This is a genomic window from Mucilaginibacter sp. L196, from assembly GCF_009765905.1.
Lineage (GTDB): Bacteria > Bacteroidota > Bacteroidia > Sphingobacteriales > Sphingobacteriaceae > Mucilaginibacter.
This window is the reverse complement of record NZ_LMUO01000015.1, coordinates 636,730-655,726: the sequence shown is the minus strand read 5'-3', so window position 1 is coordinate 655,726 and position 18,997 is coordinate 636,730. Positions and strand designations below refer to the sequence as shown.

The following is an 18,997-nucleotide window of genomic DNA, read 5'->3' as shown; positions in this document are numbered from 1 at the left end:
AAAATGTCGGTAGAGATTATCACCAAGGAAGATTTACAACAATTTAAACTGGAGCTGTTAAAAGATATTAGCAACCTGCTTACCATGAAATCTGAGCAACCTGTCAAATGGTTGAAAGGTTTTGAAGTAAGACAAATGCTAAAAATATCTCCAGGTACACTTCAAAATTTACGAATTAACGGAACGCTTCCTTTTTCAAAATTAGGAACCCTCATTTATTACAAATTGGAAGACATCCAAAACATTTTGGAGGGCAACACGAAATAATGGAAAAGCATAAGCATATTATTAATTTTTATCGCAAAGCAGCAAATGATGAAAGGCTACTTCCTACACACCTGACCTTATATCTAGCCATATATTATTTCTGTTCGCGAAATGGATTAGAAAATCCAGTTACAATTTACAGAAAGGACTTAATGCCTTTGGCAAGAATAAACTCAATAGCAACCTATCATAAATGCATGAAGGATCTTGACAATTTTGGCTATATACTTTATAAACCTACCTACAATTATTATAAGGGAAGTAAGATTGTATTACGAATTGATAATGTATCGACCTGAAGAGTTGTAGCATTCCGCTATTTCCTACTGATACATAAAATGTATATAATCAATCATTTTTTCGTTTCAAGACACATAAAATAAAGGCCAGCCCGCATCCCGCAGTACTGGCCTTTTTCCACTATTTACTAAACTAACCCAAAGGGTTTTCTTTATTGACCAGAATCAACCTGATCTTTGTTATTCGGATAAATTTGCAACCTGTCGAGCTGTAAGTGGCTCCGGGGTTTGCTGCGGCTTAAATGGATTATAGTAATATATACCGTCTTTACGGTATAATTTAAGTTGATCAAGAACCCTTTGATGAAAACCAGTAATACTTTTTTTCTCGTCCAGTGTCCATCCTATTTCTGCTAATGCGGTAATCCTGGGAAAAAGCATATATTCTAATTTTTCTTTTGTAGTGATGAATTCAGTCCAAATGCCGGCTTGTACACCAATAATCTGATGCCGGTGCTCATTGCTCACCTGCAGATCATTCAGATTAAAAGCATACAGTTTATCCAATGTAACGATAGCCCCCTTCCATTTTCGGCCAAGCCGCTGTGTACTATCCTGCATGAAATCAAAGTAAAAGGGCAGCCGGGGACAAAGTATAGTGAAATAACCTTTGTCCAAGGCCTTTTTTAATTGTTCAGGATGATCGTGCCGCCACCAGAATATGAGCGTTTTGTCTCGCGGCAAATCGGCATCTGCCGCCTCGTCCCAGAGTAATACTTTGTTGTTTAGCTGAAATAAAGTATCAGCCATCCGAGCAGTGAAATAATGTTCTACTGCTGTGAGGTCAGCAAGGTGTTGATCTTGCATGAGTTTAACTACTCCTGGGTCAGTGCGCCATTTTTCATTGCCAAAACTTACTTCATCACCACCCAAATGCACCATTTGAGATTGAAAAAGGACATCCGTTTCACGCAAGATTCGACCCAAATAACTGTAAGTACTATCCAGGCCGGGATTGAAAGTAAACTCCGGGTGCTTAGTCGATCCCCCGCCGCTAAAAACAGGATAGGCTTTGTTAGCTGCTGATGCATGTCCCGGCATATCTATTTCCGGGATAACATCGATAAAGCGGTCAGCTGCATAAGCAACCACATCTTTGATCTGTTCTTGGGTGTAATATTGAGAAGGTGCCTTGGGATCGTCAAAATTACCAATACCTCCGGTGAGTGCCAGTTTCGGATAAGCTTTAATTTCCAGTCGCCAGGCAGGTTCGTCTGTTAAATGCCAGTGAAACTTGTTGAGTTTATAAAATGCCATCCAATCGAGCAACTCTTTTACCATCTCCATGCCAAAATAATGGCGCGACTCATCCAATAATAGTCCACGCCATGCAAAACGGGGACTATCCTTAATCGACCAGCAGGTGATGCTGATATTATTGTTTTTGACCACGCTAAGGCGAATAAGTTGTAGAAGCGAATTGATGCCATTGAAGATACCATGAGCTGTCGCTGCAGTGATATTTACTCCATTGGGTTTAACATCGAGCCTATAGGCTTCCGCTCCTTCTATACTATTTTCCAACTTTAGTGTGATTGCAGAATTTGTGCTTTTTGCTCCTACTGATAGCGTTAAGCCGGTAGTTTTTAAGATTTGCTGTTGCAAATAAATCGCCTGTTCATTAATCCGGTCATCGTCGCATATTATTTGTGTGTTTACAGTTAAGGTCAGCTTCCCATTAATCGTCTTTACATCATTTGGGAATGGGACAATCGGACATTGCTGCGCGATTGCGTAGCCGTTCCAAAAGAAACAAGCAAATATTAGCAGTCCTTTCATCACCATTAATAATTACCCGAATTGTTTATCCCTGTCTTTAACAAAAGGTATCCCGATGCAGTGTCATTGTTGAATACTCCGCCGCCGCCAGCATTAAAACTAGCGACGTTTATGTTTGAACCGTTCATGACAATACTGCCATCTGGTAATAGATTCCCGGTAATATTGATTGAATATTCGGTATCCGTACTATTATCGCGATAATACCCAATACCATGATAAAGGTCACCCGCAGGTGCGCTAATATTAATTGTGTTTGCAGTTACGGTGACATATTTAAGATATGGATATGCCGGCAAATTTGAATATTCATATAACAACACTCCCGAACCGTTCATGGTATTATTGGAAATGGAAACATGCTGCCCGTTGCGTACCTTAACTGAACCTCCGTTTCCATTGGCCGGCCAGCCTGAAATATTGTTGTTTGATATGGTTAAACCGTCAAAACTGTGCCCATAGATACCATGATCCGTAAGAGAATCAACAGTGTTTAATACCGTATTCCTGTTCAGCGTATTACCATCCAGAAGTGAATTGCTCTGGCTGTTATCATCTATGCCGCATACGAAATAACCCGTGGTACCGCCATTTCCAAAAGTGTTATTTAAAACATTAGTATTCGTGGAACCTTTCATCCATACGCCGCGACCAGGATCGGTTGAACGGTGGCAAAACACACTATTGGATACCAATGCGCTATCGGTATCGATATATTCCAGATAATCATCCTTTAAATTATTTGTTTTATTAGTGTTTGGCGTACGTTTCCCATAATCGAAAATGCAATATTTTACAGATGTCTTACTCGAACCTGTTATCTGCATTCGGATATTCCAAAAAGTAAGCCCTGATAAAAGCACCCCACTTACATCTGTCGTATAATCAATCGTTAGCTCATTTGGGAGACTTGTTGCATCGAAGACTGGATTCGTTGTTGTCTGCTTAACAATCGAAACTCCAGCTTTCATCACTATTTTACCGGTTATGGTATAAGTGCCGGGCTGAACATACACTGTTTGACCTGCACTTGCTCCGGCAATGACCGCGTTGATTTGAGTCAAAGTCATACCGGTTTCAATTATGGGGCCCGAAACAGCGTCTGCTTTTAGCAGGGAATTGTTTTTTACTGATCCTGTTATCGGTGCATGATCACTTTTTTTACATGAAATGATAGCGAGTGTAAGCACAGTTAACCAAAGTAATTGCAGATTTCTGTTTTTCATATTTTTTTATTAAAAAATGATTTAACTCTTATGTTGTCTAATAAAATCCTTTACGGCCTTCAACCATCCTTCATCTTCGTTTACAAACGGCCGCTTACCATCGGCATCGCGTGTTCCGCTGCTTGTCCATAACAGGCAACCGTCAACGCCCAATTCGTACAGTGTATTCAACCGATATAACATTTCGTCATAGTTGAGCAATTCAGTATGGCCATTAATCGTAATTTCCGGCGTGATGTAGGGAATGATTTTCTTTTGAGGGTAGCCATATTTTTTACATGCGGCTACATTATACAAGACTTCCTTTTTCCACTCATCTCTCCCTGCTCCGCGATAATTATAAAGTGAGGGGCTGAAATAATCTACGACAGCAGCCACATTCGCATAAGCTTTATTCAGCTTATTACATAATACCGTATCCTTCGGGTTACCATAAGTATCCTGCGGTACAGTAGCATAAAAACCAACCGGGGATTGTTTATTGATGGCCTTGAATGTGTTGACCGCGTCGATGAGTTTTCTGGTCGTATTTACCGTATCAAAGCGATTCCACCCTTCCAGGTCAAGCGCAACAAGTACTTCGGGCTCTAGCGAGGCAAGTTTTGCAAAACCCTGTAATCTCGGCGTATCGATCACACCATGGGTCTTGTTTCCATCCGGGAAATTGGCGATGCGGCTCTCATAAATTAAATTATATTTTGAGATGCCCAACGTGGCCAGGTATTGTTGCATCACATTAAAGGAGGCAGCCTTCGGTTGCCCGTTCTGAAAGTAGCCTGCGTAAGGAATAAAACCATACACCCTAAAAGCGTGCTTTGCGTTTTGAGCAAAGCCGCTTGTAAAGGTTAGCACACAGATGATGAAACTCAGGATATATCTTTTCATCAGGGAGTAATTGTTATCGTGGCTTTTTTAACAACTGTACTGGAAGCAGTAGGCGTGTAATTTCCGCCTACAAATACCGCGTTATAGGTTCCTGCTTTAGCATAGTTATATTGATAAGTAGCAAGCGCGGCCGTGATGGACTTAATATTGACGCCAATATCGGGCGTAACGCGGGTAAGATCTATTGGTCCCATAATTGCCCATGCCTCCGCATTTGCGGTAGCCGTCACCGCAGTTGCCGCACCGGTAATGACCAGCGATGTTTTATCCGTGTATACCCATCCATAAAGATTGGCGTTTTTTGTGGGATCAAAAGAAACCGCCCAACCTGGTCCATAGGTGCTGTTACCGTAATTAGTGATGGCAGAAGTAGAACTGTTAAGGCTGGCTATAGTGTAAACGCTACTATCCGGGAGCACATTGTTGACTGACAGATTCGTGATCGTCCATTTATTTTGAATGGATCCCGCTACCGCATCGTATTTAAACGCTATATAAATCGGTTTTCCCTTCGAAAAATCTGCCAGGTCAATTACTCCTGAAGGCAACGCGGTTGTAGACCCTGTAGAAAGAGTTGCCCTGCTGGTAATGTCCGTCCAGGTCGCTGCGGCAATATTCGCATTGGTCGATAAGGTATCGCGCGTAACAACCCCGGCAATGGTGCGGACAACCACGCCTTTGAAATCACTGGAAACGAGCAGTGACAGGGAACCTGACTGTGTTCCATTGGCACGTACCGTACTAAACAGCAGCTGGGGATCTCCAGCTGCTGTGATCCGGTTGATATAATTATAGCGTTTGCCGATTTCACCCGAATAAAAACTAATTTGGTTTGGGTCTCCGCTAAACTTGAACAAAACGGTGTCCTTGCTTGAAAATGAACTGGATGCAGTTCCGTTAATATGAGCGCTTACGACATCGAACGTTGCCGGTGTCACACTGTCTTTCTTACTGCACGCAGACAGCAGAATGCCCGCAGTTACCAATAGGTAACGGGCGAATTGGATATATTTTAATGTTGACATTTGATCTTTTGATTTTAGTTTTACCATCCTGGATTTTGTGTTGCAGCACTGTTAACCGTAATTTCCGAAGCCGGAATCGGATAAAGCAGATTTCTGTTGGTAATATTTGAACCGGCCAGCGCACCATAGGCAAACGATCCTGCATCGGCTTTCATTTCATTTGCAAGCGCATTCATCGTTTGAACCCAAGTACCCCAGCGGATCAAATCAAACTTTCTCCATGCCTCATAACATAGCTCGCGGGCGCGTTCATCCTCTATCGCTTGTTGAAAATCCGCCTGGCTAAGTCCTGCCAGATCTACTGTTGAAGTAGCGACTGTCACCGTTGCAGTGGCTGCTACTCCCGCATAGGTAAACACTGCGCCTGTAGAAGAGGCGGACGAAGCTCCTGATGTTTGTGTCGGCGCCGTTGCCGTTGACGTGCCCGCGGTGGTTACGGTGTATAGCTTGCCCCCGCTGACAATCTGGGTACCGGCAGTATAAGCGGTACCAGCCGCCCATGGCGTACCAACCACAACAGTCGGCGGAGCCGTATAGCCGCTTCCCGGTGATAAAATTGCAATACCCGAAACTTTTCCATTCGTGCCTACCGATGCCGAGCCCGTAGCACCTGTACCACCTCCGCCAATGAAACTCACCTGAACATCTGGAACAGTTGCCAGATAGCCGGTATTGCCCGTCGTTGCCAGCGTAATCGTATTCAATACACTTACAGATGCGACCGGCGTACTCGGATTTAAACCAAAACCGCGACGCCGTACCTGATTAATAGCATCATAAGCAACCTGATCAGGGCCGTTAATATGATTCTCAGCCTCAGCGATCATTAGCAATACGTCTGAGTAACGGAGTATCGGGAAATTGATAGGCGTATAATTCTTCGCCTTTACCGCTGAAAGTTCATATTCGCGGCGATATTTACCTGAATTACGGTTATATATTTGTGCAGGCGTGAAATAAGTGTAAGATACCGGCGTGGTAGCCGAATTGTAACTAAACTGGGCTATGTTCCAGTCACGTCTAAGATCACCGGGTTCGTATAAGTTATACAGTTTTAATGTAGCGTCAATAAACCCATAGCTGTAACCGATGGTATTATAGTTGACTGACAGCGCGATGCCGTTGGTATTCCCCAATCGGTTAACGTTACCCATACCATCTGCACCGGTGCCTTTATTGTCAACCTCCCACATACTTTCTTTCACATCATAGATATCCTGTGCCAGATTAATAAATATCTGTTTGTAATTAGGGTTAAGCGTATGTTCGCCTGATGCCTGTACTTTTTGTGCCCACGCCAGTGCATCGGCATATTTCGAATCATCGTTCAATGGATAGCCAGCCATGGACAAACAAACCCTTGCAAGTATTCCCTCCACAGTGGTTTTAGAAACATGACTGCCCGCACCCAATGTTGTAGCGGTAGCTACTTTCCCCTCAGCAGATTGCATATCAGCCAAAATCTGGGCATAAACCTGTTTAGCCGGTGTACACGGAATATTCACCGCATTAACAGATGGCGTCGGAACCGTTTTTAAGGGAACAGCGCCAAAACTGGTAACTAGTAAATAATAATAGTATCCCCTGAGAAATAACGTCTCACCTAAAATTTGCTGCCGCGCAGTCGCATCCATTGGAGCGACGTTAATATTCTGGATCAGGATATTTGCACGTTCAATGCCTTTATATATCTGCGTCCAGTAGGCGCTCAAATTGGCGTTGCCATAATCAAAATTATACACCTCCATATCGGTGGTTTGCGCTGAACGGGCATAAAAACCCTCGTCAGTCGGACCGCCAAGTTCATCGAACATGTTATCCCCGTAAATACCTGCGGTAGTCAGGGGCTGATAAACACCGGCTAAAGCACTGTTCAATTTAGCGGCTGTATTATAATAATCCACTTGTTCCAGTTGATCCACCGGCGTGGTATCAAGAAATTTCTTACAGGAAATCATACCGATACACAGTAAGGCTAATGTTAAACTGATTATCTTTTTCATAATGTCGTTCTTTTAATTTATAAACTGATATTAGCACCTAATGCAATTGTTCTTGGCCGCGGATAAGCACTATAATCGAATCCGCCGGTAAGTACAGAATTGTAAGTGCTTACTTCAGGATCCAATCCCGTGTACTTTGTCCAGGTCCAGAGATTCTGCCCTGATACAAATATTCTTGCTGACTTTACCTTAAGCCTATCTAACCACTCTTTGGGAACGTTATAGCCCAATGAAACCGTTTTTAAACGCAGGTAAGAGCCGTCTTCAATGGTACGGGATGAATACCCGCCGCCGTAGTAACCGTTCACCCGGTAGTTGGGCGAGCTGGTATTAGTTGGCGTCCAATGATTGCTATAAGTGTCAAACTGTTCCAGAAAAGATTTATTCAGTGCATTGCCATCAAATACCATATTGCTCGCGTTTTGGATATCGTTGCCATAGGAATATTGAAAAAACACATTCAGGTCGAAGTTTTTGTAGGTAAAATTGTTAGTGAACCCGCCGGTAGCAATGGGTAGTGAATGACCGATAACCGTATAATCCGAAGCGTTAACCACACCGTCCCCGTTAAGATCCTTATACTTGATATCGCCTGGCTGAATAGATGAACGGGTATTGCCATTGGTAGGAACATTATCTTTTAAAATATATCCGCCGGTTGCTGTTTTGTTAAAATCACTGTACTGGTAAATACCATTATAAACATAACCATACATCAGCCCCAACGGCTGCCCTACTTTAGCAATATAAGCCGGTATGCTGGACCAGTTATTATCCCAGGCAATGGCTGTTGTCAGCGATTCCTGGTTATTTGCCAGCGCCAGCACGTTGCTTTGATTAAATGAAATATTGAAGCCGCTCGACCACTTAAAATTCTTGCGATCAATGTTCACTGTATTGATAGCGATTTCCAAACCCTGATTCCGGACGCTACCAATGTTTTCGTATGCACTCGCATAGCCGCTCGAGGCCGGCAGGGTGGCGTTCAATAATAAGTTGGATGTTGTTTTGCGGTAGACATCGGTGGTTAAGTTGATCCGGCTATTCAGGAAGGACAGATCAAGACCGGCATCATATTGTGCTGTGGTTTCCCATTTCAAATCGGGATTACCTAGCGTTAAAGGAATGATACTGGGCACGTATGTATTGTTAAAAACATAACTTTGACCAGGTTGAACGGAAGAGGTAGAAAGATAAGAAAAATCCCCCACGCGATTATTACCGGTTAAACCATAACTCAACCTCAATTTACCGTCACTTAGGATGTTCTTATTTTTCCAGAAATCCTCTTCGGTAAATCGCCAGGCAAATGCGCCGGATGGGAAATAGCTCCAATGATTCTGAGGCGCAAATTTGGAAGAGCCATCCGCGCGGAATGTTCCCGTCAGATAATAGATAGATTTATAATTATAATTGACCCTGCCTAAAAACGAGGCCGCATTCCATAATGAACCGCTGGCACGAGTCGCCGAGGGGCTTAGGGTACCTTCATCCAACCCGTTAATACCCAATGACTCGTCCGGCAAAAAATTGGCGCCAAAACCCCGAATATTTGAGGTTTCGCCCTGTTCAGTAAAACCCACCAACGCACCAAAGTTGTGCACTTGGTTAAAGGTTTTGGTGTAGGTTAATGTATTCTCATTAGCCCAGTCATTCACTTTGCTAGTAACCGTCGAACCGTTTACGCCATTCGTAATACCAGGATTGGTTAACGGACTGCCGTAGTAAGTACTGGAATTGTTAAAGACATCATTTTCTACTACGTTGTTATTGAGCACACCGGTTACTCTTAATACCAGGTCGGGCGTAATATTATAGTTTAAATAAACATTGACATTCAAATTATTGGTATAGTTGTCTCTCAATAAATTTGACTGGTTTTCAACCGGGTTGAATTTATAATCATTAGAGGTATTGGTACTTGGGTCTATGGCTTCGTCATCACTAAAGGTAGCTAACGGGCTATAACCCCAAACGCTATATAAAACGTTGGTCGTAGCACTATTGGTCGACGATGATGTTCCGTTACCATATTGTAACATATGCGCATAATTCGCATTGATGCCTACTTTCAATTGATCATTAATGGTTTGATCAAGGGTGACACGTCCTTGATAACGATCGTAACCGGTTGCTATAATCGTTCCATCCTCGTTATCGATAGAGCCTGAAACTGAATAAAGCGTTTGAGCAGTTCCGCCACGTATGGCCAATGAATAATTACGCAGTGAGCCCTGCTTGAAAAACGGAGCCTGCCAGTTTGTAGCGGGATAGTTTTGGTAATCTGCGAGCGTTTTATTAGGCTCAGTCAGGTATAAATAAGTTGGGGTTGGGTTAGCCGCAGAACCGGCTGTTCCATCACGCTCCAGGTTATATTCCAAAAAATTATAAGCGTCCATCAGTTTCATCGTCTTGATGTTGTTACTTATCGCCTGTGTTGTGGAAAAATCTATTTGAGGCGGTCCAACAAGTCCCTTTTTGGTTGTAATAATAACTACGCCATTGGCGCCCCTGGCACCGTAAATCGCTGTTGACGATGCATCTTTAAGGATTTCAATAGATTGGATATCCTGGGGATTAAAAGTATTTAAATTAAATCCTTCTACCGGAAACCCGTCTATTACATATAACGGAGAGTTGTCCTGGGTAATAGAATTCGCGCCACGGATAACGATATTTACCGCTGCACCGGGTTGTCCGTCTGTGGAGTTAACCTGTACACCAGCAACACGTCCGGCGAGCGCGTCAGTGATCGAAAGCACGGGTGCTTTTTGTAAGTCTTTCATCGAAACTTCGCCGACCGAGCCGGTAAGGTCCTTCTTTTTGGAAGTTCCGTATCCGACAACGACAACCTCATCTAATCCTGATTGCTGACTGTCCAGAGTGACGTTAACAGTTGACTGACCGCTAACTTTTTGTTCCTGAGTTACATACCCGATATAACTAAATACAAGTGTAGCATCTTTGCTGGCGCTTACCGAATATTTTCCGGTTGCATCGGTTACCGTACCCGACTTGCTATCTTTAACACGAATGTTGACGCCAGGCAGGGTTTGCCCCATGTTGTCTTTGACCAAGCCGGTGACTTTAATAGTTTGGGCTCCTGCATCGATGAAGGCTCCCATCAGCAGTGCAAGGCTTAAAATGACCTTGAGCCGCCGGGCCCATGAGACCCTGATTTTAAATTGTAGAATTTTTTTCATAGTTGCTTAATTGTTTAGTTAAAAGTTTTAGCGTCATAATTATTATTTGGTTAGTTGTATCTAATTTCCTGCTTTACTCCTTTAAAAAGGGGTAATAATTCGCTTTTATCGGGGTATTAATTAGTGCTCTCATTTTTGATCTTGATTTATTGTAAATTTCCCCTCTAAACGAATGTCTTGTGATGAAGCACCTATCATTACCTTGAAGTCGCCGGGCTCCAAAACATATTGCATCTGGCGGTTATAGAGTTTGAGATCATCCGGTACGATGGTAAACGACACCGTTTTGGTTTCGCCCGGATGTAGCCGTATCCGGTCAAAGCCACGCAACACCTTTTCATACGTGGTCACCGAACTGAGCACATCCCTGATATAAAGCTGAGAAACCTCATCCCCATCCAGCGTACCTGTGTTAGTTACTTTAAAAGTTATCTGGATGTTGCCGTTAATATCTTGCGTATTTGGCGAAATTACCAGATCAGTATATTTAAAGGTTGTATAGCTGAGGCCAAAACCAAAGGGATATAATAAACCCTTTATTTTAGCCAGTTCGCCCTCATCTGTTTCGGAACCAGGTTTGGCGGGAAAATTAAATGGCAATTGTCCAACCGATTTTGGGAAGGTAAGCGTCAATTTGCCGCCTGGATTATAATCGCCAAATAATACATCCGCTACTGCAGTTCCACCTTCTGCGCCCGGATATCCTGCGTAAACTATGCCGTCAACATATTTATCGATCCAATTAATGGTCATGGGTTGAGATCCGATGAGAACTACTACTACTGGTTTCCCTGCAGCCTTGATGGCTTTAATAAGCTGAAGCTGGAAGCCAGGCAGATCAAGGCTGGTCCGGCTTTTATTCTCCCCTGCGGTCTGTGAATTTCCGCCCAGCGCAACAACAACTATATCGGCTGCTTTGGCAACACTCACTGCACTGTCAATAGTAGCCTGTTCTGCCGGTGTCGGTTCTTGTGGCAATATTTCGCTTTCCGGCCAATTTCTGTCGACTAGCTGGCATCCAATGGCATAACTGACATTACTAACACCAACCTTTTGTTGAATGCCTTGCAAAATATTGACACTCTGTGTCGCCAGTGGACCATAATGATTATGTGCATAACTGTCGTTAGTTGCATTCGGACCAATCACTGCTATCTTCTGGTTTTTAGAGATTGGCAGAATATGATTGTTATTTTTTAACAACACGATACTTTCGCGCGAAGCGCGTAACGATACTGCCTGATGGTCTGCATTGTTCACCAACTTGACGCTGGCGTCGGGATCCTTAACGTAAGGATGGTCAAACAAACCCAGCTTGAACTTTACCCGTAAAACATCGCGGACCCGGCTATTTAAAGTATCCATTGGTATTCGACCTTCCCTAACTAACTGACGGGCATAAATGATAATACTATCTGGCTCTCTAAAAGTAGTACGCACATTCAACCCGGCCATAAATGCCTGATAAACAGCTTCTTTTAAATTTGCCGCCACGTGATGTTTGCGATATAAATATTCCAGGGCATCGCTATCGCTCACCACATAACCTTTGAAACCAAAATCTACACGCAGCCGCTGAATTAACCAATAACTACTCCCCGTAATGGGTATGCCGTCATAGTCGTTATAGGAACTCATGACGCCCATTAGCCCAGCCTCTTTGATTACTTTTTTAAATGGATACAACATTATATTCTCAACCTCTCGTGGTGGCACTTGCGGATCAGTACGGGCCAGCCCCTCGCGTGCACCTTTATTTGCACTGTATACTGCAAAATGCTTGGCAGTGGCAGCTATTTGGTTATCGTGCTGCATGCCGGTTGCCATTGCCACTCCTAAACGTGCCACTAAGTAAGGGTCTTCTCCATAGACCTCTTCCAAGCGACCCCAGCGCTGATCCCGCGCGACATCGAGAATAGGCGCATAAACGTTCGTATATCCAAGAGCCCTCGCTTCCATACCGGTGATCAGCCCTTCCTCGTGCACCAGGTCTTTATCCCAGGTCATTCCCATATTCAGTTGAGTTGGAAAGTCTGTAGCTTGATAAGCTTCTACACCGCGTATCCCCTCGTCGGTAAAATCAGCAGGGATGCCCAAACGTGTTTCTTCAATAAAAAACCGTTGAGTGGCATTCATCGCTAACACGTGTTTTTTGATGTCTGTAGCCAATGGGCAAGCTGATATTTTATTCCAGTTAATAAACCCGTTCAGGTGCTCATCAATATTAGCAATACCGTCCTTCCATATAGCTTTTTTCCATGAAGGCATGGGCAATGAGTCTCTAAGAATTCTGTCATAACCATAAAGCGTAGCAAGCTGACAGGTTTTCTCCTCGAGTGTCATTTGTGAAATAAGATCATTGATCCGGGCATCTAGGGGTTGAGCCGGATCTTCATAGATATCTTTCCTACCATTCTTATTCAAATCGATCCAACCATTTTGATAAATGGAATGTTCTGTCTTGAACGATAAACAGGTTAATAGAAAAACAGGAATTAGTACGCGTAATGGTATACGGGCCATGCAGAAAAGTTTTGTTAATGGAAATGAATAATAGTTTATATGTAGCAAACAACGGCTCAAAAAAAACCCGGCAACAACTACAATAGCGAAGTTGCTATCTAAACATATTTTTTACGGAGTATTTTTTCGTTGAAATAGGGGTAATAATTCGCCTTTATTAATTTAAAATAAAGAAACCGTGAAATTTAAACTTATGACCTGGCAAGAAGTGCATTAGTCACATAACCAGAGGGAGTCTGACCAAATTGTTTTTTAAATTCTTTACTAAAATATTTGCGGTCATTAAATCCAACCGAATAAGCAACTTCCGCTACTGTCAGTTTGTTTTGTGTAAGCATTGAGGCTGCCTGCTTTAGCCTTATAGATTTTATAAAATCGGTGATAGTCATATCGGTCAGTGCCTTTACCTTACGGTAGAGAACAGTTTGACTCATGCCAATTTTGTCTACTAACATCACCACGTCAAAATCCGGGTTCTCCAAATTACACTCGATAATCTGCATTGTCTTATTTAAAAACTGTTCGTCGGGCGAATCGATTTCCCTGTTTTTTGGCATGAGAGTAATCTGCCGAGAGAACTTTTGTTGCATGGCCTGCCGTGAGGCAAGTAGATTACGGATATTTAGCTCCAATACCTCCATACTGAAAGGTTTGGTAATATAAACATCTGCACCATTTGTTAGTCCATTTAAATGGTTAGGCTGATCTGCCCTCGCTGTTAAAAGCACTACCGGAATATGGTTGGTGCGCTCATCTATTTTAATCCTCGAACAAAGCTCAAACCCATCCATCACCGGCATAGCTACGTCGCTAATGATTATATCAGGAATTATCTTTTGCGCAAGCTGCCATCCATCAAGTCCGTTTTCACTTTCGAAAATTTGGTATGTACTGCACAATGCCGCTTTGACGAAACCTCGTAAATCCGAATTATCTTCAACCAGTAGTATAACCTGTTTTTCAGCAATTGGATCACTATCGGTTTGTGTTGAAAAAGCAATTACCTCAATCGCTCCAATTTCAATTGCATCTACATTGGGTTTAATGGGATGTGATAATTGATCATCAGAAAAATGGTTTCTTCCATTTAACAACGTTATTATAAATTCTGTCTTTCCCGGATTATTTTCTAAAGCAACCTCGCTTTGCACAGAAATCAAGCCCTTGTGGAGATCGACGATATTTTTGGCAAGTGCTAAACCAATTCCCCAGCCCGGTGATGACGAAGACTGCTTGTTTTGATAGAAATTTTCAAAGATTCTTGTTTGAACTTCCTTGCTTATACCAATACCGTTATCGGTTACTAAAATCTCGACAACATCCGATTTCGGAAAGATCGAAAGCTCAATTATACCGTTATCAGGAGTAAATTTGAAAGCGTTTGTAATCAGGTTATAAAGAACTTTTTCCAACTGACCGGCATCAAAGTAAAGATATACAGGGGTTGGCGGCGGCGAAAACCTGAAAACAATATTTTTCGATAGCGCTAATTCAATAAAAGAATCAAAAACACTTTGGCAAAATGCGACCAAATCATATTCAGCGACATCGAGTTTCATAAAACCACTTTCTATCTTCCTGAAATCCAGCAATTCGTTAACAAGCCGCATCAGCCGATCCGTATTCCGTTTTACATAATTAAGTTGATGGCCTATTTGCGGGTTGTTCCTTTCCTGTATCAGCATTTTTTCTATCGGAGCCAAAATAAGAGACAGTGGTGTCCTGATCTCATGGGAAATTTTTGTAAAGAAATCAAGTTTTAACTGATAAATCTCCTGCTGCCGCTCATGATTGAGTTGTTCGTAATAGAGATCCCGCTCCAGCCGTGCCTGACGCCTGAAGAACCGAATAACAAAATATAACGTAGTAAAAAAGATAATGGTATAAATTCCATAAGCCCACCACGTTTTCCACCAGGGAGGTAATATCACAATGTGCAGGCTTTTAGAACTGCCCCATATTCCATCATTATTGCTGCCGCGAACTAGCAGATCATATTCACCGGCAGGAAGATTAGTGTAAGTTGCAGAGGGAATGTTTACTCTGTTCCAATTATTTTCAAATCCTTCCAGTTTGTACATAAAGCGATTGCGATCAGGTTTGTCGAAACTTAATGCAGTAAAATCGACACTGAAGACGTTTTGATTATATTTGAATACAATTTCCTTTGTTAAACTAATGTCTTCCTTAAGAAGGTCATTCTCCTGTCCGATTTTAACAGATTTATTGAATAATCTTAAATCTGTAAATTGGATAACGGGTGGTATATGGTTTTGGGTTATTTGTTTTGGATTGAAGGTAACAAGCCCATTATAAGTTCCGAAATACAGGTTATTGCCGGCATCTTTGAATGAAGAATTGTAGTTAAACTCATTAGTGGGCAAGCCGTCTTTCACGGTAAAAGTTCTGAACTTTTTAGTAGCCAAATCAAAACGTGACAAGCCATTATCTGTACTAATCCAGAGCGAGTGCTGATCGCCTTGTTGAATATTTAATACATTATCACTTGGCAGGCCCTGCTCTATACCATAAGTCTGAAACGCACCGGTAGCTGCAATATAGCGGCTAAGTCCCCCGTGAAAGGATCCTATCCAAAGATTACCATCGGAGTCCTCCTTTATACAATTAATATATCCGACCTTCAAGCTGTCAGGTTTTCGCTCGTTAGCCGCAAACCTTTTAAATTTGTCCGAACCGGGTGATAACAGATTAAGCCCCGTGGTCGTACCTACCCATAGGTTATGCCTGGAGTCCTCATAAACGCATCGCACACTGGCATGCGTTAATATAAAAGGCTTATTAGCATCTTTTAAATAATTCCTGAATCGCTGCGATTTTTTATCAAAAATATCAAGCCCCTCCGAAGTACCAACCCAAAACCTACCGTAACTGTCTTCAAGCAGACTACTCACGATATCGCTACTAATAGAATTGATATCGCCTTTGTTATGCCTAAAATGTTTGAACTTTTCTGATGCCGGATCAAATAACTCCAGTCCACCCTGATGCAAACCAACCCAAAGATTATTTTCACGGTCATTGTAAACGGTTTTTACAAAATTAGTGGTTAAACTACTTTTGTTCGAAGCAATATTCTTATACTGTTTAAACACACCAGTTATTTCATCAAAATAATTGAGGCCGTAACCTTCTGTACCTATCCATAGACTCTTTTTGGGGCCGGCTATGATTGCGCTAACAATATTCCCGCTGATACTGTTCTTAAAATCATTGTGTTGATATACTTTAAACGGGATATTGTCCGCATGCATAACATTTACGCCACCGTAAGTTGTACCTACCCAAATACTGCCGTAATTGTCCTGGTAGATCGATTTTATGGAATTATCACTTAAACTGTTTCGGCTTTCTGCATCATGAACAAAGTGGGTGAATTTTAACGTTTCCGGGTCTAAAATATTTAGACCGTTAATCGTTCCAATCCATAACTGTCCCTGTCGATCAAGCATAATCTTACGCACATCATTATTGCTAAGGCTATTGCCGTTAAACGGATCATGCTTAAAATGACTAAAGGTCGATGTTTCCGGATGATAGAGATTGAGCCCTCCTGTTTCGGTTCCAATCCAAAGTCTTAGCTGTTTGTCTTCCGTAATGGTTCTAACCTCATTACCTTGTAAACTGTCGGGCTTGTAACTAGTACTATGGAACCTGGTGAAATTTAATTTGCCATTCTTCCGTTCAATCTTGGTTAGGCCCTCAGCGCCCCCAATCCAAATATTATGAAGGTGATCTTCATAGATAGCATAAATTTGATTATCTGTGAGCCCTTGATGCCCATTACTGTACCTGAAAATGTGAGTAAACCGTCGAGAGGTGGATGATGACAATACATTAAGGCCATTATTTGTTCCAATCCACAACGCCCCCTGGCTGTCCTGAAATATATAATAAATATTATTGTCAGTAATACTGGCGGCATTAGCGGGATCATGCAGCAGTTCTTCAAATTTATCCTTTTCACGCTGATAGCGATTAAGACCCTTAACCGTTCCTATCCATAAATTTTGTTCCCGATCCTCGAAAATTGAAAAAACGTAATCACTGCAACTGATACTGCCTGGATTCCGGTAATCATGATTAAAAATCTTGAACGATCTGGCATCATATTGGTTAAGCCGATCACGGGTACCAAACCACATATAACCCCTGCTATCCTTACAAATTGACAGAACCGTACTTTGAGAAAGTCCATTGGCAACCGTTAGGTGGTCGAAGGAAAGTTGACCAAATGATGGAGACCACCGCAAAAGCAGCAAAATACCTATTACAAAAACCTTTCTCATCGTCTATTCACCTCCTAAATTACGCAATTTTGGTTAAAAAGCTATTGGTGGTGTTATCGTGATATTTTATTAATTGGAAATATTTTTACCAAACACTAAACCTCACCTGCAATCGAATCTTGAGGACTTTAATATTTTCATCACAAATAATCTAGTCGCACAATAAAGGTAGATGTAAGCGTATTTGCCTTTATGCAATTGCTTAATTCAAATAAATTCCCTCGTCAGTAAACACTTATTAATGTTGTTTACTTATCAATATGCAGCTCTAATTGGCAACGCTAATTGACGAACAACAAAAAAGTGTAAATAGACTGCTGAATTATAATAGGTTTTAATAAACAAGTACTGCTAATCACTGGCTACTATTTTCTAATTTGAGCATTTCCGTTCCGGCTAAAAGAAATGCCCCCACACCGTACACCTCCGTGTCATCAGCCGTTACCTTTTCGGGCGCAGCGCCCTGCGGTTGGACATATCCGAGCTCACCATCGGGATGGACAGATGAAATAAGCGCTTTCCAAGCCTTTTCCACAACGGGATAATATTTATCATAGGACAGTAGCTTATGATTGATGCCCCAGGCAAAAACATAGCAATAAAAAGCGGTTCCGCTGGTTTCTTTTGATGGATAACTTCCTGGATCAAGTAAACTGGCATGCCAGGTGCCGTCAGGCTGTTGTAAACCAGAGATACGGTCAGCCATTTGCTTAAATTGCATAATAAACTGGTTACGATCCGGATAATTCGCTGGCATTATCGATAACAGACTAACCATACCACCCATAACCCAGCCATTACCACGGCTCCAGAAAACCGCTTTCCCATTCTTTTCTTTTTGAGTAAAGTATCTGCTGTCTCTGAAGAATAAATGTTGATCCTTATTATATAAGTAGTCACTGGTTTTCCACCAGAGCTTACAGGCAAGTTCCAGATACTTTGGATCTCCGGTGGCGTCAGTTAAGTAGCCTAAGGCAGGCGGCCCCATAAAAAGCGCATCACACCAAGCCCACTCACGCAAATGGACGTTATTTACCCAAAGCAAGGAATCCTTGTGCGGGATGACAGCCAGTGTATCTGCCAACGACTTAAAATCCGCGATGTATAATGGGTTTTTGTATTTCTTATATAATTGAGCATACATCTGGCCAACGCAATAATCATCTGCGAAATGTCTACGTTTACCAATCTTCCATTCATTCTTATTGCCCACTTCCAATAGCTTCTGCCAATACAAATCGTCTTTGGCAACTCTGGCCCAGGCAATCATGCCAGCATACATGGCGCCGCTTGTCCAGTCTTTCGGATCATTTCTCCAACCCTTTGTTTCTATTTCACGCCATTGCCAATCCGCTACCCTTTTCATTACAGTTACTATACTATCTTTGGGAGGTGGAGATAAACTACTGGCCAATACTGTGTTGAATGCGGTAGCTACTATTAAAACTGATAGGACGACAGTTGTCTTTATTAACATTGA

General features: G+C 42.2%; 10 protein-coding genes. 1 reads left to right on the top strand and 9 read right to left on the bottom strand.

The window, feature by feature from the left end; genetic code table 11:
• Positions 1-3: 3 nt before the first annotated feature.
• Positions 4-267, top strand: coding sequence for a helix-turn-helix domain-containing protein (locus GSQ74_RS13775; protein ID WP_158994222.1), 264 nt, complete (start codon positions 4-6; stop codon positions 265-267).
• Between the two features lie 479 nt (positions 268-746).
• On the opposite strand, the gene GSQ74_RS13770 is transcribed toward GSQ74_RS13775, so the two are convergent.
• The 9 genes from GSQ74_RS13770 to GSQ74_RS13730 form a co-directional block, all read right to left on the bottom strand.
• Positions 747-2,345, bottom strand: coding sequence for a beta-N-acetylhexosaminidase (locus GSQ74_RS13770; RefSeq protein ID WP_158994220.1), 1,599 nt, complete (start codon positions 2,343-2,345; stop codon positions 747-749).
• A 5-nt stretch (positions 2,346-2,350) separates the two neighbouring features.
• Entirely contained in the window at positions 2,351-3,571 is a 1,221-nt protein-coding gene (locus tag GSQ74_RS13765; protein ID WP_158994218.1) for a right-handed parallel beta-helix repeat-containing protein, read from the bottom strand.
• Positions 3,572-3,592: 21 nt separating this feature from the next.
• Positions 3,593-4,456, bottom strand: coding sequence for a hypothetical protein (locus GSQ74_RS13760; RefSeq protein WP_158994216.1), 864 nt, complete (start codon positions 4,454-4,456; stop codon positions 3,593-3,595).
• Positions 4,456-5,481 carry a DUF5017 domain-containing protein gene (locus tag GSQ74_RS13755; protein WP_158994214.1) on the bottom strand — a complete coding sequence of 342 codons (1,026 nt, stop codon included), beginning with the start codon at positions 5,479-5,481 and terminating at the stop codon, positions 4,456-4,458. The genes GSQ74_RS13760 and GSQ74_RS13755 overlap by 1 nt, the downstream gene beginning before the upstream one ends.
• 20 nt (positions 5,482-5,501) lie before the next feature.
• Complete coding sequence (locus GSQ74_RS13750) at positions 5,502-7,484, bottom strand: RagB/SusD family nutrient uptake outer membrane protein (RefSeq protein WP_158994212.1); 1,983 nt, start codon at positions 7,482-7,484, stop codon at positions 5,502-5,504.
• Positions 7,485-7,501: 17 nt separating this feature from the next.
• On the bottom strand, positions 7,502-10,687 hold the full coding sequence (locus GSQ74_RS13745) for a TonB-dependent receptor (protein WP_158994210.1): 3,186 nt from the start codon (positions 10,685-10,687) through the stop codon (positions 7,502-7,504).
• A gap of 129 nt (positions 10,688-10,816) precedes the next feature.
• Positions 10,817-13,210, bottom strand: a complete 2,394-nt coding sequence (locus GSQ74_RS13740; protein ID WP_158994208.1) for a glycoside hydrolase family 3 C-terminal domain-containing protein — start codon at positions 13,208-13,210, stop codon at positions 10,817-10,819.
• Between the two features lie 191 nt (positions 13,211-13,401).
• The gene (locus tag GSQ74_RS13735) at positions 13,402-17,517 is read right to left on the bottom strand and encodes a hybrid sensor histidine kinase/response regulator transcription factor (RefSeq protein ID WP_158994206.1); all 4,116 of its coding nucleotides are present in this window, start codon (positions 17,515-17,517) and stop codon (positions 13,402-13,404) included.
• A gap of 355 nt (positions 17,518-17,872) precedes the next feature.
• Positions 17,873-18,994 (bottom strand): glycoside hydrolase family 105 protein, encoded by a 1,122-nt coding sequence (locus GSQ74_RS13730; RefSeq protein WP_158994204.1) that lies wholly within the window; start codon positions 18,992-18,994, stop codon positions 17,873-17,875.
• Positions 18,995-18,997: the final 3 nt, after the last annotated feature.

Coding starts and splice junctions, on each gene's coding strand:
- GSQ74_RS13770 (WP_158994220.1), bottom strand. CDS start 2,345: ATGAAAGGACTGCTAATATTTGCTTGTTTCTTTTGGAACGGCTACGCA.
- GSQ74_RS13730 (WP_158994204.1), bottom strand. CDS start 18,994: ATGTTAATAAAGACAACTGTCGTCCTATCAGTTTTAATAGTAGCTACC.
- GSQ74_RS13750 (WP_158994212.1), bottom strand. CDS start 7,484: ATGAAAAAGATAATCAGTTTAACATTAGCCTTACTGTGTATCGGTATG.
- GSQ74_RS13740 (WP_158994208.1), bottom strand. CDS start 13,210: ATGGCCCGTATACCATTACGCGTACTAATTCCTGTTTTTCTATTAACC.
- GSQ74_RS13755 (WP_158994214.1), bottom strand. CDS start 5,481: ATGTCAACATTAAAATATATCCAATTCGCCCGTTACCTATTGGTAACT.
- GSQ74_RS13745 (WP_158994210.1), bottom strand. CDS start 10,687: ATGAAAAAAATTCTACAATTTAAAATCAGGGTCTCATGGGCCCGGCGG.
- GSQ74_RS13775 (WP_158994222.1), top strand. CDS start 4: ATGTCGGTAGAGATTATCACCAAGGAAGATTTACAACAATTTAAACTG.
- GSQ74_RS13735 (WP_158994206.1), bottom strand. CDS start 17,517: ATGAGAAAGGTTTTTGTAATAGGTATTTTGCTGCTTTTGCGGTGGTCT.
- GSQ74_RS13760 (WP_158994216.1), bottom strand. CDS start 4,456: ATGAAAAGATATATCCTGAGTTTCATCATCTGTGTGCTAACCTTTACA.
- GSQ74_RS13765 (WP_158994218.1), bottom strand. CDS start 3,571: ATGAAAAACAGAAATCTGCAATTACTTTGGTTAACTGTGCTTACACTC.